General features: G+C 65.8%; 34 protein-coding genes and 1 tRNA gene. 30 read left to right on the forward strand and 5 right to left on the reverse strand.

What is annotated here, in order from left to right; translation table 11 throughout:
• Window positions 1–48: 48 nt before the first annotated feature.
• Window positions 49–363 (reverse strand): hypothetical protein, encoded by a 315-nt coding sequence (locus tag ASG17_RS07715; protein WP_056101390.1) that lies wholly within the window; start codon window positions 361–363, stop codon window positions 49–51.
• Between the two features lie 530 nt (window positions 364–893).
• Here ASG17_RS07715 and ASG17_RS16025 point away from each other — a divergent pair.
• The 4 genes from ASG17_RS16025 (at window position 894) to ASG17_RS07725 (ending at window position 3,025) form a co-directional block, all read left to right on the forward strand.
• The gene (locus ASG17_RS16025) at window positions 894–1,211 is read left to right on the forward strand and encodes a helix-turn-helix transcriptional regulator (protein ID WP_162238780.1); all 318 of its coding nucleotides are present in this window, start codon (window positions 894–896) and stop codon (window positions 1,209–1,211) included.
• Between the two features lie 430 nt (window positions 1,212–1,641).
• Window positions 1,642–2,115 carry a thermonuclease family protein gene (locus ASG17_RS07720; RefSeq protein WP_056101391.1) on the forward strand — a complete coding sequence of 158 codons (474 nt, stop codon included), beginning with the start codon at window positions 1,642–1,644 and terminating at the stop codon, window positions 2,113–2,115.
• Window positions 2,116–2,319: 204 nt separating this feature from the next.
• Complete coding sequence (locus tag ASG17_RS15460) at window positions 2,320–2,514, forward strand: hypothetical protein (protein ID WP_156367769.1); 195 nt, start codon at window positions 2,320–2,322, stop codon at window positions 2,512–2,514.
• Window positions 2,489–3,025, forward strand: coding sequence for a GNAT family N-acetyltransferase (locus ASG17_RS07725; RefSeq protein WP_156367770.1), 537 nt, complete (start codon window positions 2,489–2,491; stop codon window positions 3,023–3,025). The genes ASG17_RS15460 and ASG17_RS07725 overlap by 26 nt, the downstream gene beginning before the upstream one ends.
• A gap of 100 nt (window positions 3,026–3,125) precedes the next feature.
• Here the strand turns inward: ASG17_RS07725 and yecR are convergent, their stop codons facing one another.
• Window positions 3,126–3,488, reverse strand: a complete 363-nt coding sequence (gene yecR / locus ASG17_RS15940; RefSeq protein WP_056101396.1) for a YecR family lipoprotein — start codon at window positions 3,486–3,488, stop codon at window positions 3,126–3,128.
• Window positions 3,489–3,568: 80 nt separating this feature from the next.
• The gene (locus ASG17_RS07735; protein ID WP_056101399.1) at window positions 3,569–3,826 is read right to left on the reverse strand and encodes a hypothetical protein; all 258 of its coding nucleotides are present in this window, start codon (window positions 3,824–3,826) and stop codon (window positions 3,569–3,571) included.
• Between the two features lie 169 nt (window positions 3,827–3,995).
• Between ASG17_RS07735 and ASG17_RS07740 the strand changes: the two genes are divergently transcribed.
• From ASG17_RS07740 to ASG17_RS07815, 16 genes are all read left to right on the forward strand, one after another.
• Entirely contained in the window at window positions 3,996–4,382 is a 387-nt protein-coding gene (locus ASG17_RS07740) for a hypothetical protein (RefSeq protein ID WP_056101403.1), read from the forward strand.
• Complete coding sequence (locus tag ASG17_RS07745) at window positions 4,382–4,744, forward strand: hypothetical protein (protein ID WP_056101404.1); 363 nt, start codon at window positions 4,382–4,384, stop codon at window positions 4,742–4,744. Before ASG17_RS07740 ends, ASG17_RS07745 begins: the two co-directional genes overlap by 1 nt.
• A gap of 112 nt (window positions 4,745–4,856) precedes the next feature.
• Window positions 4,857–5,045 carry a hypothetical protein gene (locus ASG17_RS07750; RefSeq protein WP_056101407.1) on the forward strand — a complete coding sequence of 63 codons (189 nt, stop codon included), beginning with the start codon at window positions 4,857–4,859 and terminating at the stop codon, window positions 5,043–5,045.
• A complete protein-coding gene (locus ASG17_RS07755; RefSeq protein WP_056101413.1) occupies window positions 5,042–5,995 on the forward strand; it encodes a PD-(D/E)XK nuclease-like domain-containing protein in 954 nt (317 codons plus the stop codon). The genes ASG17_RS07750 and ASG17_RS07755 overlap by 4 nt, the downstream gene beginning before the upstream one ends.
• A gap of 1 nt (window position 5,996) precedes the next feature.
• Window positions 5,997–7,016, forward strand: coding sequence for a hypothetical protein (locus tag ASG17_RS07760; protein ID WP_056101415.1), 1,020 nt, complete (start codon window positions 5,997–5,999; stop codon window positions 7,014–7,016).
• Complete coding sequence (locus ASG17_RS07765; protein ID WP_056101419.1) at window positions 7,016–7,234, forward strand: hypothetical protein; 219 nt, start codon at window positions 7,016–7,018, stop codon at window positions 7,232–7,234. Before ASG17_RS07760 ends, ASG17_RS07765 begins: the two co-directional genes overlap by 1 nt.
• On the forward strand, window positions 7,231–7,638 hold the full coding sequence (locus tag ASG17_RS07770) for an HNH endonuclease (RefSeq protein ID WP_082496212.1): 408 nt from the start codon (window positions 7,231–7,233) through the stop codon (window positions 7,636–7,638). Before ASG17_RS07765 ends, ASG17_RS07770 begins: the two co-directional genes overlap by 4 nt.
• Entirely contained in the window at window positions 7,639–7,815 is a 177-nt protein-coding gene (locus ASG17_RS15465) for a hypothetical protein (protein WP_156367771.1), read from the forward strand. It begins immediately after the preceding gene.
• Window positions 7,812–8,159 carry a hypothetical protein gene (locus ASG17_RS07775; protein ID WP_156367772.1) on the forward strand — a complete coding sequence of 116 codons (348 nt, stop codon included), beginning with the start codon at window positions 7,812–7,814 and terminating at the stop codon, window positions 8,157–8,159. The genes ASG17_RS15465 and ASG17_RS07775 overlap by 4 nt, the downstream gene beginning before the upstream one ends.
• On the forward strand, window positions 8,156–8,536 hold the full coding sequence (locus tag ASG17_RS07780) for a hypothetical protein (RefSeq protein ID WP_056101426.1): 381 nt from the start codon (window positions 8,156–8,158) through the stop codon (window positions 8,534–8,536). Before ASG17_RS07775 ends, ASG17_RS07780 begins: the two co-directional genes overlap by 4 nt.
• Complete coding sequence (locus ASG17_RS07785; protein WP_056101428.1) at window positions 8,533–9,084, forward strand: hypothetical protein; 552 nt, start codon at window positions 8,533–8,535, stop codon at window positions 9,082–9,084. The genes ASG17_RS07780 and ASG17_RS07785 overlap by 4 nt, the downstream gene beginning before the upstream one ends.
• A complete protein-coding gene (locus ASG17_RS07790; RefSeq protein WP_056101431.1) occupies window positions 9,085–10,095 on the forward strand; it encodes a hypothetical protein in 1,011 nt (336 codons plus the stop codon).
• A 117-nt stretch (window positions 10,096–10,212) separates the two neighbouring features.
• The gene (locus ASG17_RS07795) at window positions 10,213–10,794 is read left to right on the forward strand and encodes a hypothetical protein (protein WP_056101434.1); all 582 of its coding nucleotides are present in this window, start codon (window positions 10,213–10,215) and stop codon (window positions 10,792–10,794) included.
• A 1-nt stretch (window position 10,795) separates the two neighbouring features.
• Entirely contained in the window at window positions 10,796–11,068 is a 273-nt protein-coding gene (locus ASG17_RS07800; protein ID WP_056101436.1) for a hypothetical protein, read from the forward strand.
• A 49-nt stretch (window positions 11,069–11,117) separates the two neighbouring features.
• Window positions 11,118–11,717: a J domain-containing protein gene (locus ASG17_RS07805; protein ID WP_056101439.1), complete on the forward strand. Its 600-nt coding sequence runs from the start codon at window positions 11,118–11,120 to the stop codon at window positions 11,715–11,717.
• A 471-nt stretch (window positions 11,718–12,188) separates the two neighbouring features.
• The gene (locus ASG17_RS07815; RefSeq protein ID WP_056101445.1) at window positions 12,189–13,349 is read left to right on the forward strand and encodes a tyrosine-type recombinase/integrase; all 1,161 of its coding nucleotides are present in this window, start codon (window positions 12,189–12,191) and stop codon (window positions 13,347–13,349) included.
• A 217-nt stretch (window positions 13,350–13,566) separates the two neighbouring features.
• Here ASG17_RS07815 and ASG17_RS07820 read toward each other — a convergent pair whose 3' ends face one another.
• Complete coding sequence (locus tag ASG17_RS07820) at window positions 13,567–16,740, reverse strand: autotransporter outer membrane beta-barrel domain-containing protein (RefSeq protein WP_056103261.1); 3,174 nt, start codon at window positions 16,738–16,740, stop codon at window positions 13,567–13,569.
• Between the two features lie 306 nt (window positions 16,741–17,046).
• Here ASG17_RS07820 and ASG17_RS07825 point away from each other — a divergent pair, with 306 nt between their 5' ends.
• Window positions 17,047–18,297, forward strand: coding sequence for a glycosyltransferase (locus tag ASG17_RS07825; protein WP_056101447.1), 1,251 nt, complete (start codon window positions 17,047–17,049; stop codon window positions 18,295–18,297).
• A gap of 17 nt (window positions 18,298–18,314) precedes the next feature.
• A complete protein-coding gene (locus ASG17_RS07830) occupies window positions 18,315–19,418 on the forward strand; it encodes a hypothetical protein (protein ID WP_156367773.1) in 1,104 nt (367 codons plus the stop codon).
• 66 nt (window positions 19,419–19,484) lie between these two features.
• Here ASG17_RS07830 and ASG17_RS07835 read toward each other — a convergent pair.
• Window positions 19,485–19,561: transfer RNA gene (locus ASG17_RS07835), tRNA-Asp, on the reverse strand.
• A 224-nt stretch (window positions 19,562–19,785) separates the two neighbouring features.
• On the opposite strand from ASG17_RS07835, the gene ASG17_RS07840 reads away from it, so the two are divergent.
• The 8 genes from ASG17_RS07840 (at window position 19,786) to ASG17_RS07875 (ending at window position 24,322) form a co-directional block, all read left to right on the forward strand.
• Window positions 19,786–20,163: an NADH-quinone oxidoreductase subunit A gene (locus tag ASG17_RS07840; RefSeq protein ID WP_056101452.1), complete on the forward strand. Its 378-nt coding sequence runs from the start codon at window positions 19,786–19,788 to the stop codon at window positions 20,161–20,163.
• The gene (locus ASG17_RS07845; protein ID WP_369796674.1) at window positions 20,133–20,768 is read left to right on the forward strand and encodes an NADH-quinone oxidoreductase subunit B family protein; all 636 of its coding nucleotides are present in this window, start codon (window positions 20,133–20,135) and stop codon (window positions 20,766–20,768) included. Before ASG17_RS07840 ends, ASG17_RS07845 begins: the two co-directional genes overlap by 31 nt.
• Window positions 20,765–21,394, forward strand: a complete 630-nt coding sequence (locus tag ASG17_RS07850; RefSeq protein ID WP_056101464.1) for an NADH-quinone oxidoreductase subunit C — start codon at window positions 20,765–20,767, stop codon at window positions 21,392–21,394. Before ASG17_RS07845 ends, ASG17_RS07850 begins: the two co-directional genes overlap by 4 nt.
• Window positions 21,395–21,474: 80 nt before the next feature.
• Entirely contained in the window at window positions 21,475–22,653 is a 1,179-nt protein-coding gene (locus tag ASG17_RS07855; protein ID WP_156367827.1) for an NADH-quinone oxidoreductase subunit D, read from the forward strand.
• The gene (locus ASG17_RS07860; RefSeq protein ID WP_056101467.1) at window positions 22,653–23,051 is read left to right on the forward strand and encodes a hypothetical protein; all 399 of its coding nucleotides are present in this window, start codon (window positions 22,653–22,655) and stop codon (window positions 23,049–23,051) included. The genes ASG17_RS07855 and ASG17_RS07860 overlap by 1 nt, the downstream gene beginning before the upstream one ends.
• The gene (locus ASG17_RS07865; RefSeq protein WP_056101471.1) at window positions 23,048–23,383 is read left to right on the forward strand and encodes a nuclear transport factor 2 family protein; all 336 of its coding nucleotides are present in this window, start codon (window positions 23,048–23,050) and stop codon (window positions 23,381–23,383) included. The genes ASG17_RS07860 and ASG17_RS07865 overlap by 4 nt, the downstream gene beginning before the upstream one ends.
• 1 nt (window position 23,384) lies before the next feature.
• Window positions 23,385–24,053, forward strand: coding sequence for an NADH-quinone oxidoreductase subunit NuoE (gene nuoE, locus ASG17_RS07870; RefSeq protein WP_056101474.1), 669 nt, complete (start codon window positions 23,385–23,387; stop codon window positions 24,051–24,053).
• Entirely contained in the window at window positions 24,050–24,322 is a 273-nt protein-coding gene (locus ASG17_RS07875) for a hypothetical protein (protein ID WP_056101475.1), read from the forward strand. Before nuoE ends, ASG17_RS07875 begins: the two co-directional genes overlap by 4 nt.
• Window positions 24,323–24,374: the final 52 nt, after the last annotated feature.

Raw genomic sequence — 24,374 nt, forward strand, 5'->3', positions numbered from 1 at the left:
TTCACCCCAACGGGGCCTTCGCAGTTCAGGGGTGATCGTCCGGCCGTCTCAGGCGACGGTCGGGCTGGGCAGGACAGGGTTGGTTGGATGGTCGTTCGCGGCGTGCGGATGTTCCTCGGCTTTGCGAGGGAAGAAGGGGGCGAGCGTCCGCTGCGTGAGGTCCAAAGCCTCTGCGGCCTGCTGCTGGGCGGCGACCACGCCTTTGACGACAGGGAGCTCGGAGCGGGCGAAGTGGGCCAGGTTCCCAAAAGCCTGCCACGCCTCGTCTTGGTGGCCAGCCGCGGCCAGCCTCTCAATCTGGACGATGACGTCGTAAGCGACCGCCGCGTTGATCAGCGCGCCCTGGGCCAGCATCCTGGTCATGAAAGCCCCCGGACATCGGCACGCGCAGAAAACCGTGACCGAGGGAGCGGTTTGGACCCGCGTTCTGACAATGGCCCGCCGGAGCACGGGAGGGGAGGGGCGCTCCAGCGGGCCGCCATCGCCGCGCGTGAGGTCGCCAGCGATGAAGGGGAAGCAGCCATCGGTCAGGCCGCCTCTTGGGAAAGGGAAGAGTCGTTGGCTGGCGCAGAGAGCCTGCGCAGCACACTCGCCGGTGCCTTGGGCTCGTACATTGAGCGGAGCAGACGCAGCTCAGCTGCGGAGCGTCCCACGGTTGGTCCGACGCGCAGCCCATGTTCGTCCAACAGCCAAAGCGCTAGAGGCGGGGCCACCTGTCGTGTGCCAGCGATCACATGATCGGCGAAGCTACGAGACAGGCCTGCACGGCAGAGGTCGGCAGATGTGATTTGCTGAGCCATGGACGGACCCTACATATTGTAGGACTTCCATGCAAGGCCAAATCCTACGATACCGGTAGGGACGTCTTGGTGCGCTCTCTGCACAATGTAGAGATGGCCAGCCCGCCTTTTCCAAATCACGTCCGCGCCTGGCGGCTGTTCCGCCATATGACGCAGGAAGAGCTAGCCGAAGCGATTGGGTCGTCTACTGCGACCGTGGGACACATCGAGACTGGAGCTCGGCGGCTCACCGATAAATGGGCCCATCCCATCGCAAAGGCGCTGAGCACTTCGGCTGGCTACTTGCTGGATCACGATCCAAACGACCTACCGACTGCAGTTCTAGATGTGTGGGCCGAGATACCCGTCGAGAGCCGTGACCAAGCGCTAAAGGTGTTAGAGAGCTTCAAGCGGACAGGGACGCAAGGATGATAAACTCGGCCGTTTTGCTTGCCCTAGCGGTCCAGGTCGCGGCGGCGGCACCGCTTACTCCTCAGTTCGATCTGGTCTGCGTGGACTCAAAAAACGGAGAGCAATATCGCTTTCGCCTGGATCTAGATCAGAACCGCTGGTGCGAGGCTGAGTGCGCCGAGGCGCGCCCCATCTCTGCCGTCACGGCAGACCGCTACACGCTGTTCGATTATGAAAGCCGATCGCCTCGGCTGAGGACTTCTGGTCTTGGATATATTGATCGACAGACCGGTGAACATTGGGAACAGCGCACAGCGATAGGCTCCCTGACGCAGATCACTCGTCGAGAAGGGCGCTGCGAGCGCGCCGACTTCAGCGGAATGCCAGAGCCAAGGCTCTAGGCCGCAGTGAATAAACCTTTCCAAGCGCCGCTCTGGAGTCTTGCGGGCGGATGATCCCCCCGCCCGACCCGCCCGCCATCATCGGCCAGGCCAGCGTCATCGACGGCGACACCCTCGAGATCCACGGCCAGCGGATCAGGCTCTGGGGCATAGATGCTCCTGAGAGCGGCCAGACCTGCGAGCGGGGAGGCCAGACATACCGTTGCGGGCAGCAGGCGGCGTTAAGGCTGGCGCGCGACATCGACGGCCAAGTCGTCACCTGCGCCCCTCACGGCCGGCGCGATCGCTACCGGCGCATCGTGGCGAAATGCTCGATCAACATGGTCTCTGATAGTGAGTGGGAGCGGGTGGACGTCCCGGTCGATCTCGCGGCCGGCCTGGTTGTGGTCGGCTGGGCGGTCGACTTCCCGCGCTACAGCGGCGGCGAGTATGCAGACGAAGAGGCGATGGCGCGCGAGAGCCGCAACGGCATGCACGCCGGCACCTTCATCGCTCCTTGGGAGTGGAGGGGGCGGCCCAGATGATGTTGCCGGGAAGCCGCAAATCGTTTGGGTAACGATACCAAGTGGCCAGCGCGCCGAGAGGGCTGAAGCCAAACAGAAGCGGCTTCTGGCCGATAGCCGAAGAAATCGAGTCTGTCAAATTCGCTTGATTTATAGAACTTAACGGGACTTCTTTGGCTTTCATAAGCTACCGGCGCCCAAAGTGCGTCTTGAATGGAGGCAGTCATGGCAGCGATACGCAATGAATTCTCCTTCTTGGGTGTTCATGTGAGCTTCGGCAAACCGAAGGCAGTAGGCGAGAGCCGCCGCGCCCGTGAGTTCGCCAACAAGGTTTACAAGGAAACCAAGGGGGCGACGCCGGAGCTTAAGCGAATGTACGCCAAGCTCCTGGAAAATGAGCGTCGAACCTCCGGCTCTTAATCCCACTCCGCCAATCGAAATTGGGCCCTTCGCCGGCAAGATCGCGAGGGGCTCTTTTCGTTGCGGGGAGCGGGAGATCGACCGATGGGTGGTCGACTGCCACAAGGACCACGAAAAGCTGAAGGCCCGGGTCTGGGCCGCGCGGGTCGAGAACGGGTCTGTGGTGGGATTGTACGCCCTCCGCATTCGTCTTGAGCCTGACGACGATATTGAGGGCGGTGGGCAGTTTTTCCGACGCGAGGCTAACCATTTCGCAGCCGTGCAGCTCTGCTATTTGGCAACGCATTGGCCGTTCCAACGCCACGGGATCGGTGGCCTCATGACCTCGCATGCTATCCGCGAGTTCGGCCACGTCGCGGCCAAAACCGGGATCTGCGCGCTCACCCTTGTCGCCATCAACGAAGAAAAGGCTGCCTGGTACAAGAAGCTTGGCTTCCGCCAGTACGGCGCGGACTGCGCACAGCCGAAGCTGTTCCTACCTGCACAGTCTGCTATCGAAATGATCGGCTAGCCCTACGTATCGACGGTGACGTTGGCTAATCATCTGCGAACAGCAAAACGGCGGCCCCTTCCGAGGCCGCCGTCTGCTCACTCTGTGGGGTGAGTGAGGCCTACAGTGTATCCCGGCGCGTCATGCGGATGTCCGCCGTTCCGCCGGCGCCGTTGCCGGTGCACTGGTATTCCTTGGTGATCAGCGTGGTCATGCAGCCGGAACTCGTCATCGCCGTGCACTGGCTGGTCGTGCCGCCGAAGGCCTCGGCCCCCGAATATCCCCAGGTGGCGCAGCGTTGCTGAGCGACCTTCAGGCCTTGGGCCTCGTCGACTGTAGGCGCCTCGAACATGCCGACCTCATAAGACAGCCGCACCGTTCCGTCGGCACGGCTTCCGCCTGTCGCGGTGTATGTCTTGGCAGTGGCGCAGGCGGCCAACGCCAACAGGCCGACGCAAGCGCCGGCAACTAAGATCTTCTTCACAGGATAGCCCCCTCAGGCTTAATCGAACGCCGTCCTCCCGACGACGCGAGTTCACCATAGGGCACAGCTTCGGCGAGAGTCTAGGCGGCTTCAGGTTGTGTCTGCTCGGTGACTCTCGGGCAGGTGCCGAAGCTGGCCAGGATCACGGGCTCGTCCCAGAAATCCACATCCGGTTCCCCAGTCAGACTGAATGCGGCCGCGCCGTCTGCTGAACGGGCGATGATGTCTGCGCCTTCGAGCGCGCGCTCTGCATTCAGGAATTGGTGCACCTCGCCGGCCTCAAGCCGGCCGCTCCGGGCCCAGAACCCTTGCGCGCAGTAGATCTTCTTTCTGGCCATCTGCCGCTCCTCTCGCCGTTAACGAATCGCCGGTTTCACCAAGGAGTCGAGTCCGGCGGCTAAATGGTGCGACCGCTCCTGTCGTGAGGCATCCTACAAAAAGTAGGAAATTCCGCTGGACACGATCCCTACGATATGTAGGATGCCCTCATCACCTGAGAGGGACGCCATGTCGCTTCACCAACCCCAAGCCCGCCCGCAAGCGTCCGGAGTTCCGGCGCAGCTGGCCGCCGATTTGTCGCACTTCGACGCCGCGATGGATCGTGACTTCCCGCGCCATCAGCCCGCAACCTATGCCGATCTGGTCGGCAAAGAGTCGGGGCTGGCCCAGACGCTCATGCGACGCGCTGCGACCCGCTTCGGCCAGTTCGAAAGCGTGATGCTGGACCACTGGCGCTTCCGCCGGGCGAGCCGCCAGCCGGTCGAGGCCATGCCGAAGCTGGCCCTGCGCCACCTTAACGCGGTGTTGGATGATTACGACGCCCTGGCCCCGATCATGGCTGAGCTACGGGCTCGCCGGGATGCTGCTGTGGCCCCCATCGCCAAGGCCGCGTGATGGAGCGCCTCGACAGCATCGTCGGTCGGATGCGCGACGGCATGACCGTCACCATCGGCGGCCAGGCCCTCAAGATCTCGACCACCTACCGCGTGGTGGACGGCGAGATCATCAACCGCACCGGTCGGCTTTTCACCGTCGCTGAGGCGTGGGAGCGCATCGCCCTGATATGCGAGGACAGCGGCCGGGCCGAAGTTCTCTACGGCCAGACCAACCCCGATCAGGCCGACATCATCCAGGCGATCAACGCGGCGGACATCCGCTGCCTGCGGGCCTGCATCAAGGCGGTGAGCGGGCGGGGCGATCCCCAGCCTCCGGCCGCTGCGAACGCGCTGCCGATGGAACAGGCGAGGGCAGCATGAGCGCGCTCCTCTGGCCCCTGTGCGCCTTCGCGGCCTTCGCGCTCGGCAACGTCGCTTACCTTGGCTGGTCGGTCTGGGATGACTGCACCAAGCCTCTGCCAAGGGGGCGGGGATGAACGACCTCTCTCCTTCGCGGGACTGCGCCATCGCGCGTCTGACTGACCTTCGGGCGGCCCAGGCCAAGCGCGACGAGTTCGACCCGCGCATCGAGCCCTTCCGCATCAGCCCTTGGGTCGCGCGAGGCGTCGAATTCGCTGCCTGCGCTGCGTCCGTCGTCTTCGCTTGGAGCGTCCTGCCGTGACCCTCGCCAATCCCCTGACGCTGCCTGAGGGCGGCAAGATCACCGCGCCTGGCGTCTACTCTCTGTCGATGTCCGACTATCACTCGGACATCTGCTCCGGGTCGTCGATTAGCTCGTCCGGTCTGCGGACCATCTGGGCCAAGTCGCCCGCGCACTACTGGTACGAGAGCCCCTACAATCCGACGCCACCCGAGGCGAAGGACCGGCCTCACTTCTCCATTGGCCGGGCCGCGCACCACCTGCTGTACCTGGGCCGCAAGGGCTTCGACGACGAGTTCGTGGTCCGGCCGGAGCAGTGGTCGGACTGGCGCACCAAGGAGGCGAAGGTCTGGCGCGACGCCGCGATCCTCGCCGGAAAGACCGTCATCACCGACAACGAGCTGGCGCTGATCGCTGGCATGGCCCGTTCACTCGCCGCGCACCCACTGGTGAAGCAGGGCGTGCTGGACGGCGCGGTCGAGCGGTCGCTGATCTTCAAGGATCCGGTGACCGGCGCCTGGCTTAAGAGCCGCCCCGACAACATCCCGGTCGACAGCGGCTTGATGGCCGATCTGAAGACGACGGACAGCGTCTCCGACGACGACCTGGAGCGGTCGTTGGCCAGCTTCGGCTACCACATGCAGGCCGCGCTGGCGGGCATGGCGTCCGAGGCCGTCCTAGGCCGCCCGATGGAACAGTTCGCGCTGGTCTGGGTGGAGAAGGCTCCGCCGCACTGCGTCCGCGTAACCGTCCTGACGGGCGCCGACATCGAGCGCGGCCAACTGCAGCTCCGCACCGCGATCGATCAGTTCGCTGCAGCCGTGAAGTCCGGAGTCTGGCCCGGCCCGGGCGGCGACCGCCGCGATGCCGAATACCTCCAGCTGCCCGCCTGGGCGGCCAAGCGCATCGACAGCCGGCTCGAGATTATCGGCGCCGAGAACGACAACACCTCCAGCCCGAAGGCCGCCTGACATGACCGATCAACTGCCCGCCACCCGTCAGGCCGCGCCGCGTCCGCCGATCATGGCAGGGGGCCAGATAGCGGCCCTTGTCCCGCAGACGCTGGATGAAGCGTTCCGGGTCGCTCAGGCCATCGCCGCGTCGGGTCTGGCGCCGCGCGGGCTCGACAAGCCGGAACAGGTCATGGTGGCGATCATGGCCGGCGCCGAGCTGGGGCTCGCCCCTTTCCAGGCTCTCCAGTCGTTCGCCATCGTCAACAACCGGCCCACCCTTTGGGGCGACGGCTTGATGGCCGTGGCGCGGGCCCAGGGCATCAAGGCCCGCGAGTGGATCGACGGGGTCGGCGACCAAGCGGTGGCGAGCTGCGAGGTCACCCGCCCCGACACAGGCGAGATCATCCGCCGGTCGTTCTCGGTCGCAGACGCCAAGAAGGCGGCGCTTTGGAACAAGCAGGGGCCGTGGCAGTCCTACCCGAAGCGGATGCTCCAGATGCGCGCTCGCGCGTGGGCCCTCCGCGACGGCTGCGCGGATATGCTGCGCGGCTTCCAGGTCCGCGAGGAGGTCGAGGACTTCCAGCCAATGACGGCACGTCAGGTGCCGGCCGACGCCCCAAACCTGTCCGCTCGCCTTGCCGCGCCGCGCGAGGAAGACGCTCCGCGCGAAGGCTTCTCGACCATCCAGGCCGAGTTTACCGACACCGACGCCGCTACGCCCCCCGAGGCGGCTTCGGAGCCCGCGCTGGATGACGGCGCTGGCGATCTCTCCCCCGACGCTCCGCAGGCGGATGGGGCAGGGGAAGCAGCCGAGCCCGCGGAGCCCAAAGGCGATGATGAGACGGGCTCGGCTGCCGACCTCTTGGCGTGGGCACAGCGGCTCATCGAAGACCTGCCGGGCCTGAACCGCGATCAGATCGAAGCCATCCTGGCCAGCGAGAACGAGGTCGCCAACTTCACCGGTCTGGAGGCGACCCAGCCCCAGGTGGCGATGGACCTGCAGCGCGCGATCAAGAACCGCCAGCGGGAGCTCGCGTGATGTCGATTCTTACCGTCCGCGTCGACCTGATCCTTAAGTCCGGAATGTCCGTGCGCTTCTATTGCAGCGGCATCACAGCCACTCGCCGGCAAGACAACAGCTTGTCCGCCATCGAGATTACGAAGCCAGTTGGCTGGCCTCTCTACATCCGCCTCGACGACGTGAGCGCAGTTGTCACCCGCAGGATGCCGTTCTGGTGCGCTTGGGGCCGCCGATGACCCTCACCAAGGACGACCGCGAGACCGTCAAGATCGAAAAGCGCGCCGTCTCCAAGGCCCGCCGCGAGAAGATCATCGGTAAGCAGGACGGAGCCTGCAAACGCGCCAACTGCGACCAGCCGGCCGTCGATGTCGATCACATCCTGCCCCTATGGGCGGGAGGGTCGAACCGAGACGAGAACCTCGAAGGCCTCTGCACCGGCTGCCACAAGCTGAAGACGAAGGCTGAGGCCGCATGGCGCGCCAAGGCTAAGCGCATCGAAGCCCGCGAGAAGGGTACGCGCCGCGCCCGTCAGCCGATCCCGAAGGCCGCCAATCCCTGGCCGAAAGGTCGAGGCTTCGGCCCCAGGCCCCGCAAGTTCAACGGCCAGATCACTCCTACCAGGCGGCGGGGGGAGGGATAGATGCGCGAGACCCTGATCGAGGACGCCCTGATCGAGCTTCTGAACAGCCTCATGGTCTGCCGCCAGCGGCCTGATGACGGCCCTTTCCGCCAGGCGACCGGCGTCAACACCACCCGCTTCTGGACCGCCTACGAGCGCGGCCACGCGGCGCTGAACACACCGAAGGATCCGGCATGACCAATACCAACACACAGCCCGAAGAACCAGGACATACGGGTGGGCAATGGGCCGTTTGGAACGAAGGATGGTCCGAGCACAGCTACGCGACTGCCGAAATCGTGCGGGTAACGCCGATGAAGGTCATGACGGCGGCGGCTTGGGGCCGGAGGCGCGAGAAGCATCACTACGCCGACAACATCCTGTTCTCAGGGCCTGAAGCCAATGCAAAGGCCCTGGTCGAACGCCTGACATCGTCCGCTGGGCTCATGAAGGACGAGGTCCGCCGGTCCCGTGAACGCCATGCAGCGCGCGTCGCCGCAGAGGTCGCCCGCGCCACTCAACCAGAGGCGGGCTCGGAATGAGCGACGCCATCGACCTATTCTACGCCAAAGCGGACGCCTGCAATCCTGTCAAAATCGGGGGGAGAACCAATCTGCTTGGTGACCCCGACATCAAACCGGAAAAGCCGCACACCATAATCGGTTTCCCCGGCGGCGATGTGGAGATCGCTCGCACAGAAGACGGCGATTACTGGATCCATGTCGCCGTGCGGACCGATCATCGCGGAGACGGCGAGCCCAAGGGGGCGGGCCAGATTATCCGGGCAAGGATCGACGCATCGGGCCGCTACTCGGACGCGGCGAACGCGGCGCTCAATGACGAGATCGAGGAAGGCGCTGTCGAGCACATCGCGTTTCTCGTCCGCCCTGGATTCAAGCCCTCACGGAGCCGGAAATGACCGCCCCGTCCGACCACCCCACACCCGGATCAGTCCTAACGATTGGCGATCTGGTTCGGCATGATCGCGGCGAGCTTGGTGTCGTGACGGTGATTGAAGGTGATCGCCTGAAAATCGCTACCCTGAACGACACCGGGTTCCGAGGCGACTTCGTGAATCGCTTCACCTTCGTCTCCCGCCCCCAACCTGAACCCGGAGCGGAGGGGGTAGAGGCGGCGGTTGAGCGGAAGGCGTTCGATCCGCAGTTTTACGCCGAGCTGCGCGAACACGCACTGACCGCCCTTCGCGACCGAAAGCCATTCACCATAAACGCAGACGGCGCGCTGGCAATCATCGACCAGGCAGCGGCTGATCGCGCCTCCCACGAAGCCCAAGCGGCCGAGATCAAGGCGCTCAAGGAAGGGCTGGAGCTAGTGGCTGGCCTGTTGCCTAGCCTCGCTGGCGCGGACGGCCAACCCGATGGGAAGGTCTACGCGATCTACGCCACCAAGCGCGAAATCATGGCGGCTAAGGAAATAGCCAGCACCCTCACTGAAAGGGGCCAGTAGATGGCTGAAGCTCTGAAGGCGCGGGCGGGCGTATATGTCGCCAGCCGGGCCAGCATTCCCGAGCGCGGGCAGATGTGGCGCGACCTGCGCGCATCGGGCGTCAACGTCACCTCGACCTGGATCGACGAAGACGGTCCCGGCGAGACGGCGGACTTCGCCGATTTGTGGCCGCGCATCCAGCGCGAGGTAACGTCCAGCGAGCGCCTGGTCTGCTACCTGGAACCCGACGACTTCCCCATCAAGGGCGTGTTGATCGAAATCGGCATGGCGCTCGCCGCTGGGGTTCCGGTGTTCATCGTCGCTCCCGACATCACGCTTGAAGGCCGCACGTTCCGGCCCCTTGGGTCGTGGGTCAAACACCCGGCCGTGACCTTCTGCGCCACTGTAGCCGACGCCATCCTAGCCCTCGCTCCTCCAGCTGTTGGAGTAGCGGGGCCGGTGGATAACGCTATCCGGCTCGCTCTTCACCGGTGGCTGGAGTGGGATTTCGACGGATCGGATCGGGAGTACCGAGATGGCACACAGCACATCTTGGCCGCTCTTTCCGATGGACCCCAGTCGAGTGAACCAGCTCGTTGGCTGTGGGACCAGCGGGAGGGGATGGGCTGGGCTGAGCGATGCACGGCGGCCAAGCCCTTACCGGGGCCGATGGTCCGTAATGTCCGAGCCCTATATGCCGCCCACCCCCAACCCTCGCAACCCGCCCCCGATGGGGAAGTCGCCGCACAGTTCGAACTCGACGAGATGGCGAGCAAGGCGACCAGCTTAGAAATCATCGCAGCGTCGTGGAAAGAGCGCGCCGAAGCCGCCGAAGCCAAGCTCCAGGCGATGGAGGAAGAGAGGGCGCTGGCCGAAGCTGACGTGCTGATGGCGGCCGAGCGCCTGTCGATCCTCGCGCAGGGCAAGTCGAAGGGGCCGCACGAAGAGTACGTTCGATCCTCCATCGCGCCGATTGCGGGCGACCTGTTCAGCCTCGCCCGTTCCCGCCTAGCCAGCAAGGGAGTGCGGTGATGGGCGCGACTGACATCATGCTCGGCATCGCTCTCTGTGTCGGCTTCTGCCTTCTCGTAGGCGGCGCGACAGGGGGCTTTGATGCCCGCGACGCCTAACCCCTCCCGGAGAATAGCCATGTCCGATCAACCCGACACTGTAGTGGTTCCGCGCGAGCCGACCGAAGCGATGATCAGTGCCTTCAGGGCCTGGTATTACCAGCAATCCCGGAAGCGCATCTTTGCGACGAACGCCAAGAAGGCGTGGTCGGCCATGATATCCCAAGCCCCTGCTGCTGGCGGGGGAGGGGTGGACCCGAAGGTCCGTCGCCTGGTCATCGCGGCCCGCGCTGTAGCGTTCGGCGACAATACGGGCGCGGCAGCCATCAAGGAACTGGACGCGGCGTCAGAAGCCTTCGCAGAGACCGTTCCGTGGGACGACGACCCCGAACTAGAGGGCCTGGCCCTCACTGAGACGATCTGCGCCGAGGTCATCGCTGCGAAGGGGGGAGAGTGGCGGCCGATAGAGACTGCGCCTCGCGACGGAACATACGTCATCTTGGCCGAGCCGGACGGAAGCGTGTTCGAGGGCCGCTTGACCGATGGCGGGTGGTATTCGCGCGGTAACGACGCGTCCGACCATTGGGGCGGCGAGACGTATCCTGACCACTGGATGCCCCTGCCTGCCGCTCCCGCCCTCTCCTCCAAAGTGGGAGAGTAAGATGGACCGCGACGAAGAGGCCGACATCTTCCCGGCTAACAGAACGGTCAATGTGCGCCGCAGAATGAACCGCGTCAGGTCCAGCGCGAAGGTGTGCGTGACCTGTCCTGCAAGCCGCCACGTCGCCATGATGGCTGACGCGCTCTCGACCGGCGACAGAACCTACCACATGTTCGAGGACGAACCCCTGCACTGTGCCTCGTCGATCTACTCAGTGGTCGAGAACCTTTGGAAAGCGCGGGCTGAGATCGCGCGTCTGCGAGGCCTGTCATGACCCCCTCAAAGATTGCAGAGCTGCGACGGCTGGCGGAAGGAGCGACGCGATGAGCGAGGAAGCCTATCCGCTGGCCTGGCCGATGGGGAAGCCCCGGACGCCCTATGCCCGGCAACGACGCGGCGCGTTCAAGCAGGACGGCAAGCCTCTGACAATGACCGGGGCTCGGCGTCGGTTGACGGAGGAACTCGGTCGGCTGGGCGCGCGCTACGTCATCCTGTCGTCCAACGTCCCGGTGCGGCTCGATGGTCTGCCGAGGGCCGGGCAGCGCAAGCCTGACGATCCCGGCGTGTGCGCCTACTTCCAGCTGGACGGGAAGCCCTATGCGATGGCCTGCGACACCTTTTCGGAGGTCGAACAGAACATGGCGGCCATCGCTGGCCATATCGACGCGACCCGCACCATCACGCGCTATGGAGTGGCGAGCGCGGCCGAGACCCTGCAGGCATTCCAAGCACTCCCCGCGCCCGGCGGACGCCACTGGACGGCCGTTCTGGGCCTGACGAAGGCCGAGGCATCGCCGGACACCATCAAGGCCGCCCATCGCCGCCTGCTTCTGGACCGTCACCCCGACCGGGGCGGGTCCGATGCGGACATGGCTGAGATCAACGCGGCGCGCGATCAAGCTCTGAAGGAGACCAACCCATGAGCACAGGACTGGTCGAACGGCTGGAGGCGGCTGAGAACGGCGAGGTCTCTGAACGACCGTGGATTGCGACGGACCTCATGTCCGAAGCCGCCGCCCGTGTGGACGAATTAGCGACCCTCGTTAGGATGCTGGTCCGCCACGTCCCTGAAACCAAGGCGATACGGGCTAAGGCCGTGGACTATTTGGGCCGCCACAACCTCAACCCTAGTCCCCTCCGCGCCCTTCAGACCGACAGCAGTGGAGATGAGCCATGACGGCGGCTGTCCGTCACCGCGTCGATGTCCGGCCGGCGCCGTCAGACTGGGCCGATGATGACCCCATGACCCTGGCGGAGTTCGCCATCGTCTTCGGGGAGGCCTACCCCTTGACCGTGAGCGCCATGCGAGCCGAGATCCATCGCGGGCGCTTGACGGCCTCCTGTGTCGGGGGCTCCTACTGGGTTACCCCCGCGAGCGTGAAGGCTCTGTTCCGATGCCCCGTCAGTCCAAAGGCCCGCGCCTCTACCTCCGCAAGGGGCGGGTCGACAACCGAACCGGGCAGAGGCTCCCCGACCGGTTCTTCATCCGTGACGGATCGACTGAGGTCGGCACAGGCTGCGGCCCGGAGCGCATGGACGAAGCCGAGCAACGACTCGCAGCCTACATCGGCGAGAAGTGGACGCCGCCAGCCGCCGAAAGTGATCCCGCTAAGGTCTTAGTCGCGGACGTTCTGGCGCTCTATGGCCATGAGCGCGGGCCGAAGCTCAAGAGCAAGGCGGCGTCGAACCTGGGCTTCACCAACAATCTGTTGGCCTGGTGGGGAGCCCGAACGCTATCCGACGTGCGACGGACCACGTGCGCCGCCTACGTCAAGCACCGCACGTCTCAGCGGATCCGCCACGGGGACACCGGGCGTATGGTGACGCCGCAGACCGCACGACGCGAGCTAGAGCTGCTGTCGGCCGCGATCGGCTACTGGGATGGCGAACACCACCTGACGCGGCGGCCGGCCGTCATCCTGCCCGAGAAGCCTGAGAGCAACCGAGACGCCCTCAGCCGAAAGCAGGCCGCTGCCCTGGTCTGGGCTTCGATGGGCTGGGATCGGATCGAAGGGGAGTGGAAGCGCCCCTCGACCAACGCGCGCACCAACCGGATGCACCTGCGCCGTTTCCTGCTGATCGGGCTCTACACCGGCTCGCGGTCGGACGTGATCAAGCGCCTTTGCTGGTCCGAGAGCCTGCATGACCCGTGGGTCGATCTGGAGGCGGGGATCATCTATCGGCGGGGCAGGGGAGAGCAGGAGAGCCGCACGAAGCGCCGGCCGCTGGTGAAGCTGCCGCACAGGCTCCTGAGCCATATGCGCCGCTGGCACGCCCTCGACGCGAAGGCGGGGCGGACGACGGTGCTGCACTTCGGAGGCGAGCCGGTCGGGTCTGTCCGCACGTCCTTCGCCAGCTGCGTGGCGGGCGCCGGTCTCAACCCCGAGGTGACGCCGCACTGGCTACGACACACCGCCGCGACCTGGCTGATGGAGCGGAACGTGGTCACCTGGGAAGCCGCCGGCTACCTCGGGATGACGGCCGCGACCCTCGAAAATCACTATGGCCACCATCGCCCGGACCACCAGTCGGCCGCGCGGAAGGCGATGGGCTGACCTGCTTCCCGAATATTCCCCAGAAACGTCGGAAAACGCCGTGAACGAAACCGGAAAGTAAAGCGGGCCATACCCAGCAAACATAGACGTTAGGCGCTCAATCTAGCTCGTTTACACCGAGAGGGTCGGCGGTTCGAACCCGTCGCCGCCTACCAGGCAAGACAAAGGCCGCCGGAGCGATCCGGCGGCCTTTTTCCTTGGGTGGGCTGAGGCCCGATCAGAAGCGGAAGCTGGCCCGCAGCAGCAGGCTGTAGCGGACGTAGTCCTCGATCATTTCGGCGTCGGCCGAGATGGAGAGCATGCCCAGCGCATTGCCGAGGTTCAGCTGGAGCCCGGCGATGGGGCCGCCGCCTTCGATATCCGAGGGGCTGAGCACGAAGTCCGGGCCGCCGGAGAGGAAGCGGGCGGTGGTCGAGCCTGGATCGACCGAGATGTTCTGGCGCCAGCCGAGGCGCAGTTCCGGACGGATCCAACCATCGCGGCCGAAGCTGTAGCCCACGTTCATGGCGGCGGTGGCCGAGAACATGTGACCGGTGCGCTCGTCGATCGACAGGTCGAAGCCGTCGCCGCCGCCGTCTTCGGTGCGGGCGTCTTCGGTCAGATAGAAATATTCCGAATAGGCTTCAGGGCGAATCCACAGGCGGCCGAAGCTGCGCTCGTAGGAAGCGCCCCCGGCGGCCGCCAGGGTGAAGCCGTGCCACTCTGACTTGTTCGACAGGTTGATGCCTTCGCCGACGAACTGGCGGGTGGCGCTGAAGGTGGCGTAGCCGCCGGCCGCGCGGGCCCAGGTCGTCCAGTACTGACCCTGCGCGCGCCAGTAGAGGCCCAGCTCCAGCAGGTTGGCGGACAGGACTTCCTCGGCCTCGGCCTCGGGGTCCTTCAGGTCGGAGGAGGTGAAGGCGGCCGAGACGCCGAATGCGCCCAGGCCCGTGCCCCGCTCGACGCCGCCCGCGACGCCGAAGCCTTCGGAGCGGAAGCCGTAGGTGTCGGTCTTGTCCTTGTCGGCGTAGAAGTTGATCTCCTGCACCCAGGCGCTGGTCTGGCCCGGCGCGGCCGAGGCGTTGCGGCCGGTCAGGGCGCGGGTCACCGCATCGACGCCGGACGCCAGCGACAGCAGCGGCCCGCCGGAGTGGTCGGGCAGCATCTGTTCGTACAGGTTGATGAAGCCCTCGCGGCCGTTCTGGGCCAGGAAGGCCAGCCGAAGCTGCTCGTTGTCGCCCAGAGCGCCGTAGATGGCGTCGAAGGCCTGGGTCTCTGACTTGATCAGGCCCATTTCCTGCGTCGTACGCTGGCGCACATCGACGTACAGGTCGCCGGCCGCCTGATCGACGCCAACCGTGGTGACGAACAGATAGGGGGAGTTCTCGTCCACCTTGGTCTGATTCAGCGAGCCCACGTTCAGATCGCCGGCGTGGATCAGGCTGTAGCGCTCGGGGCCGTCGATCAGGGACGAGAAGCCGATGCCCAGGCCCGCGCCGTTGGCCAGATTGGCCTGACCGGTGACGTTGAAGCCGGGGGTCTGGTTCGACTGCGGGTCGATCAGGAACAGCAGGGTGCCATCGGCGCCGACGTCCAGGCTGGAGATCGTCGCGCGGCTGGTCTGCTGGGCGTAGAGGGTGCCCTTGGTGACGTCGATGTCCAGGCGACCGTCGCTGTCGTTGATAACGCCCGTCACGACCGCGCCGCCGGCGATCGACAGGCGATCCTGGCCCGCGCCGAAGTATAGGTCGCCCACGACGGCGCCGTTCTGGATGTCCAGGAAGTCGGCGCCGGCGCCCATCTTGATGTCGCCCGAAATCGCAGGCTCGAAGGCATCCGGCACGCCGTCTTTGTCGCTGTCGAGCGGCGGCTCGGTCTTGGGGTCGCCGTCATCCGGAACCACCACGCCGTATTGGGTGATGGTGACGCCGGTCGTGTTGGCGCTGAGGTCGATCGCGGTCGCCGTACCCGTCGTCGGCTTCTCGCTGTCGGGCTGGTTGCCGATCGCGATGATGCGGGTGTTGGTGAAGCTGGTCAGGGTGCCGGACAGGTCCTGCACGCCGGTCACGGCCGTCTCGTAGCCGCCCACGGCGGTGATGGGGCCGTTGTTGACGAAGGTCGGCATGTTCGCGCCGGCCGCGATACGTACGACCGCGACCTGGTTGGCGCCGGCCCCGCTGCTGACGGCCGCCATGGAGCCTGTGTTCACGAACCGGGGGGTCGTGGTCCCGGCCCGGATATCGACGCCGACCGCATCGCCCAGTATCGAGGTTGCGGCGACCGTGCCGCCGTTCGAGATGCCGCCGGCGACCGTGACGGTCTGGCCGGCGCCGCCGCCGATGGCGATCGCCGTGGCGTCCACCTGATCGTACAGGCCGGCTGCGCTGACGCTGCCGCGGTTGATGAAGCCGAAGGCGTTGTCACCGGTCCCGGCGACGCCCAGCGTGATCGAACGGTCTGCCGCGCCGACGCGTACGGCGGGCGCGCTGCCCAGCGTCGTGATCGCGGCGGTGCCTTCGGAGGCGTCGGGTATGCCGTCGTCGTCCTCGTCCAGATCGTCCTTGCTCGCATCGGTCGGCGGAACGGCCAGAACGACGCCCTGGGCGACGTTGGCGGAGACCACCAGAGCGGAACCGCCCTGCAACAGATCGTCGGCGTCCAGCTTCTCGACGATCGTGGCTGACGGCCGCGTGGTGTAGCGGTACCCCGTGGAGCTGAGCTGGCCCTGGACGGTCACAGACCCGGACACGTCACCCTCGACTGACGCACCGACGGCGTTCTTGCCGATGGCGGCGACCGTGCCGGCGACATAGATGTCACCCGTGACGTCGCCCTGGCTGCGAATGGCGTAGGTATCGTCGCCGCGCACGCTGATGAGGCCACGCAGATCCAGGTCGCCGACCAGGTCGCTCTGCAGCCGCACGCCGTACGACTGGTTGCCCTCGACGCTGATGTTGGAGGAGGTCTCTCCGTAGATTCGGCCCGTGAAGGGGCTGGCGCCGACGATGTTGACGCCGTGGCGATTCGTGCCGGTCGAGAACGGACCGTCCAGGTCGCCGTCCTTGTCGGTATCGACGGCGGTCTCGAGATCGTCCGTCAGCTGAATCGCGCCGCCGATGGTGACCGATCCGGTGCGGCCGCCCTGGACCAGGATGCCGGTGGAGCCGTCGGCCGACTTCAGCATGTTGATCTCGGACCCGCTGTCCAGATCGATGGAATGGTTGGAATCGAGCGTCAACGCGGCGCCGGAGGCGACAGCGATCGATCCCGAGCCGGCGATGCGCACGGAATCGTTCGAGCCCGACGTCGTGACGGGCGTGGTCCGATCGGTCGAGATGACCACTTCGGCCTGAACGCCTGTCGCAGCCAACAGGGGGGCGATCGCGGCCGCGGTCGCAAGCAGTTTACGCATTATCGAGAACACCCCGAGGTGGACGCAGAGACCCAGACCGCCCCTGTATCAGGGCGGGAACGCAGTGTCTCAAGTTTCTCGAATTTGAGGCGAATAGAAGGCGTCGGACGGCGCGTTGCGTTGCGGCCGCCTGCGGCCCCTCGACGCCTTTTCGACCGGGCGCGGACGAAAGCGCCCGAGCCCTTGGCAAGCACGGCGCAGAGGCCTAGGGCAGCGGACATGGCCAAGCTTGCCCACAGAGGACGCATCCAAACGTCGCGTGGGCGCGTTGCTGCCGTCCCCAAGCCTAAGTTCAACGAGTTCTCCATGAGCATGACCGACCTCGACGTTCAGGAAAGCGAGCTGCGGCTGATTCCTGGTCTGGATGAGGAGGTCGGCGACACCCTGCGGCGAGTGAAGGCGGCATCGTCCGATCCGCGCCCGCGCCTGGTCGACACCACCATGCTGTATGCGCCCAAGTCGGGCGGGGTGAAACGATACCTTTTGTCCAAGAAGGCGTGGCTGGAACAGAACCGGCCGGGTGTCGCACACACGCTGGTCGTGCCCGGCGCGAGGCATCATGTGAAGGGGGACGGCATCGTCACCCTGCACGCGACCAAACTGCCGTTCGGCGACGGCTATCGCTGGCCGTCGTCGGTCAAACGGTGGGGCGCTTGGGTCGCCGCCATGAAGCCGACCGTGATCGAGGCCGGCGATCCCTACACGCCGGGGCAGGGGGCCCTGGAGGCCGGGCAGCGGGCCGGTTGTCCGGTTGTCGGGTTCTGCCACTCGGACCCTGCCAGCCTCGCCGCGCTGCATTTCGGCGAGTGGGCGAAGAAGCCGGTCGAGAAGCGGTGGGCGAAGCTGTTCAGCCAGTTCGATCGGGTGGTGTCTCCCAGCCGTTTCATCGCCAGTCGCCTGGAAGAGGCGGGTGTGCGCGACATCGTCATCCGCCCGCTGGGGGTCGAAATCGACACCTTCCGCCCGGACCGGCGCGATCGCGACTGGTTGCTGCAGAAGACCGGCCTGCCGGCCCATGCGCGACTCCTGTGCTTCGCCGGGCGTCCGGCCAAGGAAAAGAACATCGACGTGCTGATCGAGGCCGTTCAGAAGTTGGGCGACCCCTATTATCTGGTGCTGGTCGGGGCCGGAACGGGCCTGCCGACCGAGGACCGGGTCATCAGTCTGCCCTATGAAAGGGATCCCAAGGCAGTCGCGCGCATCATCGCCAGCTGCGACGCCTTCGTGCACGCCAACGACCGCGAGCCGTTCGGACTGATCGTGTTGGAAGCCATGGCTTGCGGCCGCCCGGTCGTGGGGGTGAACGCCGGCGGCGTCGCCGAGACGGTCAACGCCTCCGTCGGAGAGTTGGCGAGATCCGCCGACCCGGACGATTACGCCCAGGCGGTCGAAGCCCTGTTCGCACGCGACATCGAGGCGCTGGGCCAAGCGGCGCGGATGCATACGGTCGAGAACTTCGCCTGGAATCGCGTGTTCCAGGATTTGTCCATGGTTTATGCGGACGTCAGCGGCGAAGCCGCCTTCGTCCAGCCGAGCGAGGCCTGGGCGGTCCATTAGGCCCAGCCTCCCGCGTCATGTCCCAAACATCTGAGTACGCGACTTTCACAGCCGCGCGGCCCCGCCGTGTGCTGGTGGCGACCAACCATCTGCAGAGGATTTCCGGCTCCGAGGTCGTAGCCCTCGAGGCCATCGAACACTTTCGCGCAGCGGGCTGCGACGTCACCGTGTTCGCCAACTGGATCGGCGCGCCGATGCGGCGCGTGGTCGAAAAGGCGGCCGGCAGGGCCATCATAACCGACCCCGCCGCCATCCGGCCGTTCACCTACGACATCGCCTATGTCCAGCATCAGGTGCTGGGCCTGTTGGACTACGAGGCGGGACCGGACGATGTCGAAGCGACGATGATCGCCATAGGCCGACTGTCGCGTCGCGCCTTTCTGGAGAGCGGCGGCTGGTTGCATGACCGTCTCCTGGCCAATCTGGTCCTCGCCAACTCCGAACTGACCGCTCAGCACCTGAAGGACGTTGGTGGCGAGGGCAGGGTGGTCAGTTTCCACAACGGCGCGCCGGACACCTTCTTCGCGCCCTACAGGCCTCGCCCAAGCAGGCCGGGTCGCATCATCGCGGTGACCAATCACCGCGACCCCGCGCTGCTGGCTGCGTTGGACGGCCTGGCCGACCACGCCAAGGTGCATCACTTCGGCCGGTCCGGCGAAAAAGTCCGCCGGATGACGCCGCACATCATCGCCAAGGCGGATCTCGTGATTTCGATCGGCAAGACCGTCCCCTATGCCCTGGCCGGCCGCATACCCGTCTATGTCTACGATCACTTCGGCGGGCCGGGCTATCTGACCCCGGAAAACCGCGACCGGGCGGCGCTGTTCAACTTCACCGGCCGCTGCAGCGAGCGAAAGCTGGCCGGCCGTGAGCTGATCGACGACATCCTGGGCGGGTATCGAATCGGAAACGACTTCGCTCGCGACGTGCCGGACGCGTGGCTGCGTCGGTATCGGCTGTCGGACCACCTCGATCGAATGTTCGAGCCGCCGCTGGTCTCGAACGCCGAGAAACGCGCGCGGATGAAGGCGAGCCCGTTCCTGGCGCAAGAGCGGATGCTGTCGGACTACGTCCGCGCCAGCTATCAAAGGGAACAGAGAGTGGAGGCGAAACGGCGCTAGGCGGACATACACCGCGGCTCGCCGCCATGCGGGGCCGCGCCACCTCTTCCAGATTTTCAGAAGAAGTGGCGCGAGTGACGGGGCTCGAACCCGCGACCTCCGGCGTGACAGGCCGGCACTCTAACCAACTGAGCTACACCCGCGTTTCCCTCCCGGCCGGGGCCGTCGGGGAGGCGGTCGTTTAGGCGGGGGGTGGATTTGCTGTCAAGCGACCCGACCGCTTTTTGTGCGGAAATCGCAACGCGAAGCTGCGAACCATTCGCACAAAAATCGTTATCCGGCTTGGGTTTGAACGTCGATAAGGTTGGGTCTAAGAAGCGGCGAATCCGCCGCACCTCCCACCGCAGCGGACGAGGGTCTGTCCCCCATGAACGCCTTACTGCTGGAATACCTGCCGATCGTGATCTTCCTGGGGATCTCGGCCGCGCTGGGCCTGCTGTTCATCATCGCCGCCTGGGTGCTGGCGCCCAAGTCGCCCGACAGCGAAAAGCTGTCGGCCTATGAGTGCGGGTTCAACGCCTTCGACGATGCGCGCATGAAGTTCGACGTGCGGTTCTATCTGGTGTCGATCCTGTTCATCATCTTCGATCTGGAAGTGGCCTTCCTGTTCCCGTGGGCGGTGTCGATCTTCGATCTGTCCAAGGGCGGCATGGTCTTCGCCTTCTGGTCGATGATGGCCTTCCTGGGCGTGCTGACCATCGGCTTCCTCTACGAGTGGAAGAAGGGAGCCCTGGAATGGGAGTGACCACCACCAATACGCTGCCGCTGATCGGTGCGGGCAATCAGGGCGCGTCGCCGCTGGTTCCGGCCGGCTCGGCCGCACGATCGTCGGTCGAGGGCTATGACCCCAAGATCCACGACAAGTTCTTCGAGGCGGTGAACGTCGAGCTAGCCGAGCGCGGCTTCCTGGTCGCCGGCGCCGAGGACGTCATCAACTGGGCCCGAACCGGCTCGCTGATGTGGATGACCTTCGGCCTGGCCTGCTGCGCCGTCGAGATGATCCAGATGTCGATGCCGCGTTTCGACGTCGAGCGCTTCGGCATGGCGCCGCGCGCCAGCCCGCGTCAGTCGGACCTGATGATCGTCGCCGGCACCCTGACCAACAAGATGGCGCCGGCCCTGCGCAAGGTCTACGACCAGATGCCGGACCCGCGCTACGTCGTCTCGATGGGCAGCTGCGCCAACGGCGGCGGATACTACCACTACAGCTACAGCGTCGTTCGTGGTTGCGATCGGGTCGTGCCGGTGGACGTGTATGTGCCGGGCTGTCCGCCGACCGCCGAAGCGCTGCTGTACGGGCTGCTGCAGCTGCAGAAGAAGATCCGCCGCACGGGGACCATCGACCGATGAGCCTTCTGGCCGCGATCCAGGCCGTCGAGGCCGAACTGACTCCGCTGGGCACCGAGATGGTCGCCGAGCTGGGCGTCGAGGCGCATGTCGCTTTCGGCGAGCTGACTCTGGCGGCGCCGCGCGAGCGGATCGTCGAGATCCTGACGGTTCTGAAGAAACGCTTCGGCTTCCAGCAGCTGCTGGACGTCTGCGGCGCCGACTATCCCGATCGCCGGGAGCGGTTCGAGGTCGTGTATCACCTGCTGTCGATGACGCGGAATGCGCGGGTGCGGGTGAAGGTCTCGACCGACGAGACCCAGCCGGTGCCCACCGCCGTCGAGGTGTATCCGTCCGCCGGCTGGTTCGAGCGCGAAACGTTCGACATGTACGGCGTGATCTTCTCGGGTCACCCCGACATGCGCCGGCTGCTGACCGACTACGGTTTCGAAGGGCACCCCCTTCGCAAGGACTTCCCGATGACCGGGTATGTCGAGGTGCGTTACGACGAAGAACAGCGCCGGGTCGTATACGAGCCCGTCAAGCTGACCCAGGAGTTCCGGAACTTTGATTTCCTGTCGCCATGGGAGGGCGCCGATTATCCGGCCCCCGTTCTGCCGGGCGACGAGAAGGCGGGAGGAGCGCGCTGATGGCTGACGGTCAGCCCCTGGCGCCGCTCGGCGCCGACGTTTTCGAGGATGTGGACGGCCGGACCGCGCATGCGCGGGAGATGGACGACCGCAAGTTCACCATCAACTTCGGCCCGCAACACCCGGCCGCGCACGGCGTGCTGCGCCTGGTGCTGGAGCTGGACGGCGAGCTGGTGACCCGCGTCGATCCGCACATCGGCCTGCTGCATCGCGGCACCGAGAAGCTGATGGAGGCGCGCACCTACCTGCAGAACGTGCCGTACCTGGATCGCCTCGACTATGTCGCACCGATGAACCAGGAGCACGCCTTCTGCCTGGCCATCGAGCGCCTGCTGGGCATCGACGTGCCGTACCGCGCCCAGCTGATCCGGGTGCTGTATTCCGAGATCGGCCGCATCCTGTCGCACATGCTGAACGTGACGACCCAGGCCATGGACGTCGGGGCCCTGACCCCGCCGCTCTGGGGCTTCGAGGAGCGCGAGAAGCTGATGGTCTTCTACGAGCGCGCCTCGGGCGCTCGCCTGCACGCCAACTATTTCCGTCCCGGCGGCGTCCACCAGGACCTGCCGATGGACCTGATCGACGATATCGGCCGGTGGTGCGCGGAGTTCCCGCGCGCGCTGAAGGACATCGAGAGCCTGGTCACCGAGAACCGCATCTTCAAGCAGCGCAACGTCCACATCGGCGTGGTGTCGAAGGAGGAGGCGCTGGACTGGGGCTTCACCGGCGTCATGCTGCGCGGGTCTGACATCGCCTGGGACCTGCGCAAGTCGCAGCCCTACGAGTGCTACGCCGACCTGGAGTTCGACATCGTCGTCGGCAAGGGCGGCGACTGCTGGGACCGCTATCTGGTGCGCATCGAGGAGATGAAGCAGTCGGTGCGGATCATGGAGCAGTGCATCCACCGCCTGCGCAACTGTCCCGGCGACCCGGTCATGGTCGAGGACAACAAGATCGTCCCGCCCCGCCGCGGTGAGATGAAGCGGTCGATGGAATCGCTGATCCATCACTTCAAGCTCTACACCGAGGGCTTCAAGACGCCGGAAGGCGAGGTCTATGCGGCCGTCGAGGCGCCCAAGGGCGAGTTCGGCGTCTATGTCGTCTCGGACGGCACCAACAAGCCGTACCGAGTGAAGATCTCGGCCCCGGGCTTCCGCCATCTTCAGGCAATGGACTGGATGAACCGCGGCCACATGCTGGCGGACGTTTCGGCCATCCTCGGCTCGCTCGACATCGTCTTCGGCGAGGTCGATCGTTGATGGATTTCGCCGTCACGCCCATTTTTACGCTGACGCAGGCCATCTGGTTCGGCGTGTTTCTTGTGCTGGGCGTGGCCGTTCAGTTCGCCTTTTCACCTAAGCGCCGGGCGGTGATGGGCTCGCTGCGCTTCATCCTCGCCGACGTGTTTCGTACGGCGCCGGCCATCGCGGGCGTGACGCTGATCCGCGGCGCCTACCGGGCCGGCTATCTGGCCGAGGGCCGTGGGTTCTTCGAGGCGAACTTGCGCTCGGTCGTGTGGATGAGCGGCTTCATCTTCATCACCCAGCTGCTGGTGCGCTATCTGCCGCCGCTGTCCTGGCTGGCGCGCGACCTGCGCGACGCCGGCCGCGCCGTCTGGAGCGCGCGACTGGGCCGCTGGATGGGGAGGGCGGCATGAGCGTGGACGCCGTCGTTCAAGGCCAGCTGGACGCCTACAATGCCCAGGACATCGAGGCCTTCGTGTCTCACTTCGCCGACGACATCACCGTCGCGGACCTGAACGCCGAACCGAACCTGACCGGTCTGGACGCTTACCGCGAGCGCCATGTCGGCCTGTTCGCTCAGCATCCGCAGAACCGCGCCGAACTGATTTCGCGCACGGTGATTGGCCGGACCGTGATCGATCATGAGCGGGTCTTCCGCTCGCCCGACGCTGCGCCCTTCGAGGTCGCGGCCATCTATTCCTTCGCCGGCGACAAGATCGCCCGCGTCGACTTCGTGAAGGCCTGACATGAGCGTTCGTCGTCTCGCCAAGGTTCAGCCGACCTCCTTCGCCTTCTCGGAAGCGACGAAGGCGAAGGCCGACTGGTGGATCGCCAAGTATCCGGCGGATCGTCGCCAATCGGCGGTGATCCCGATCCTGTGGCTAATCCAGAAGCAGGAAGGCTGGTGCTCGGAGCCTTCGCTGCGCGCGACGGCCGAGCTTCTGGGCATGGCCTATATCCGGGTGCTGGAGGTCGCGACCTTCTACACCATGTTCATGCTGGAGCCGGTGGGGACGTCGGCCCTGATTCAGGTGTGCGGCACCACGCCGTGCATGCTGCGCGGCGCCGGCGACCTGATGAAGGTCTGCAAGTCGAAGATCGGTCCCAAGGACGTGCTGTCGGCCGACGGCCGCTTCACCTGGCAGGAGGTCGAGTGCCTGGGCGCCTGCGTCAACGCGCCGATGGCCCAGATCAACGACTATTATTTCGAGGATCTGACGGCCGAGAGCATGGCCCAGATCATCGACGACTTCGCCGCCGGCAAGACGCCCGAGCGCGGCTCTTACATCGGCCGCACCAACTCGGCGCCGGACGGCGGCCCGCTGACGCTGAAGGACCCGAGCCTGTACGACGGCTCGGCCGCCAAGCCGATCACGGTCATCCCCAACAGCCAGCCCGCCAAGGAGCCGGCGTGACCCAACCGCTGGACCTCAACACCGAGGAAGGCCGATCGGCGTACCGGGTCGAGCTGCGCCGCGTGGCGTGGCCGGTGCGGATGACCGGTTTCGTGCTGGTCATCCTGGGTGCGCTGGCCGTGCTCGCCCCCCGGTGGATTTCCGCCTGGCCCAACTCGCTCGTCACGGTGGGCTGGGTCGTTCTGGCGGCCGGTTGGGTCCTTTTCATCACGGCGATTGTCATGCGGACCCGCTATCATCGCCGTCGGCTGGCGGAGCTGGCCGCATGATGCGTCTGTCTGTGCAACCGGCAAGGGCGGGGGATGGCCCAGAAACCGAAAC

Origin of the sequence: Brevundimonas sp. Leaf363 (assembly GCF_001424025.1) — a bacterium.
GTDB lineage: Bacteria > Pseudomonadota > Alphaproteobacteria > Caulobacterales > Caulobacteraceae > Brevundimonas.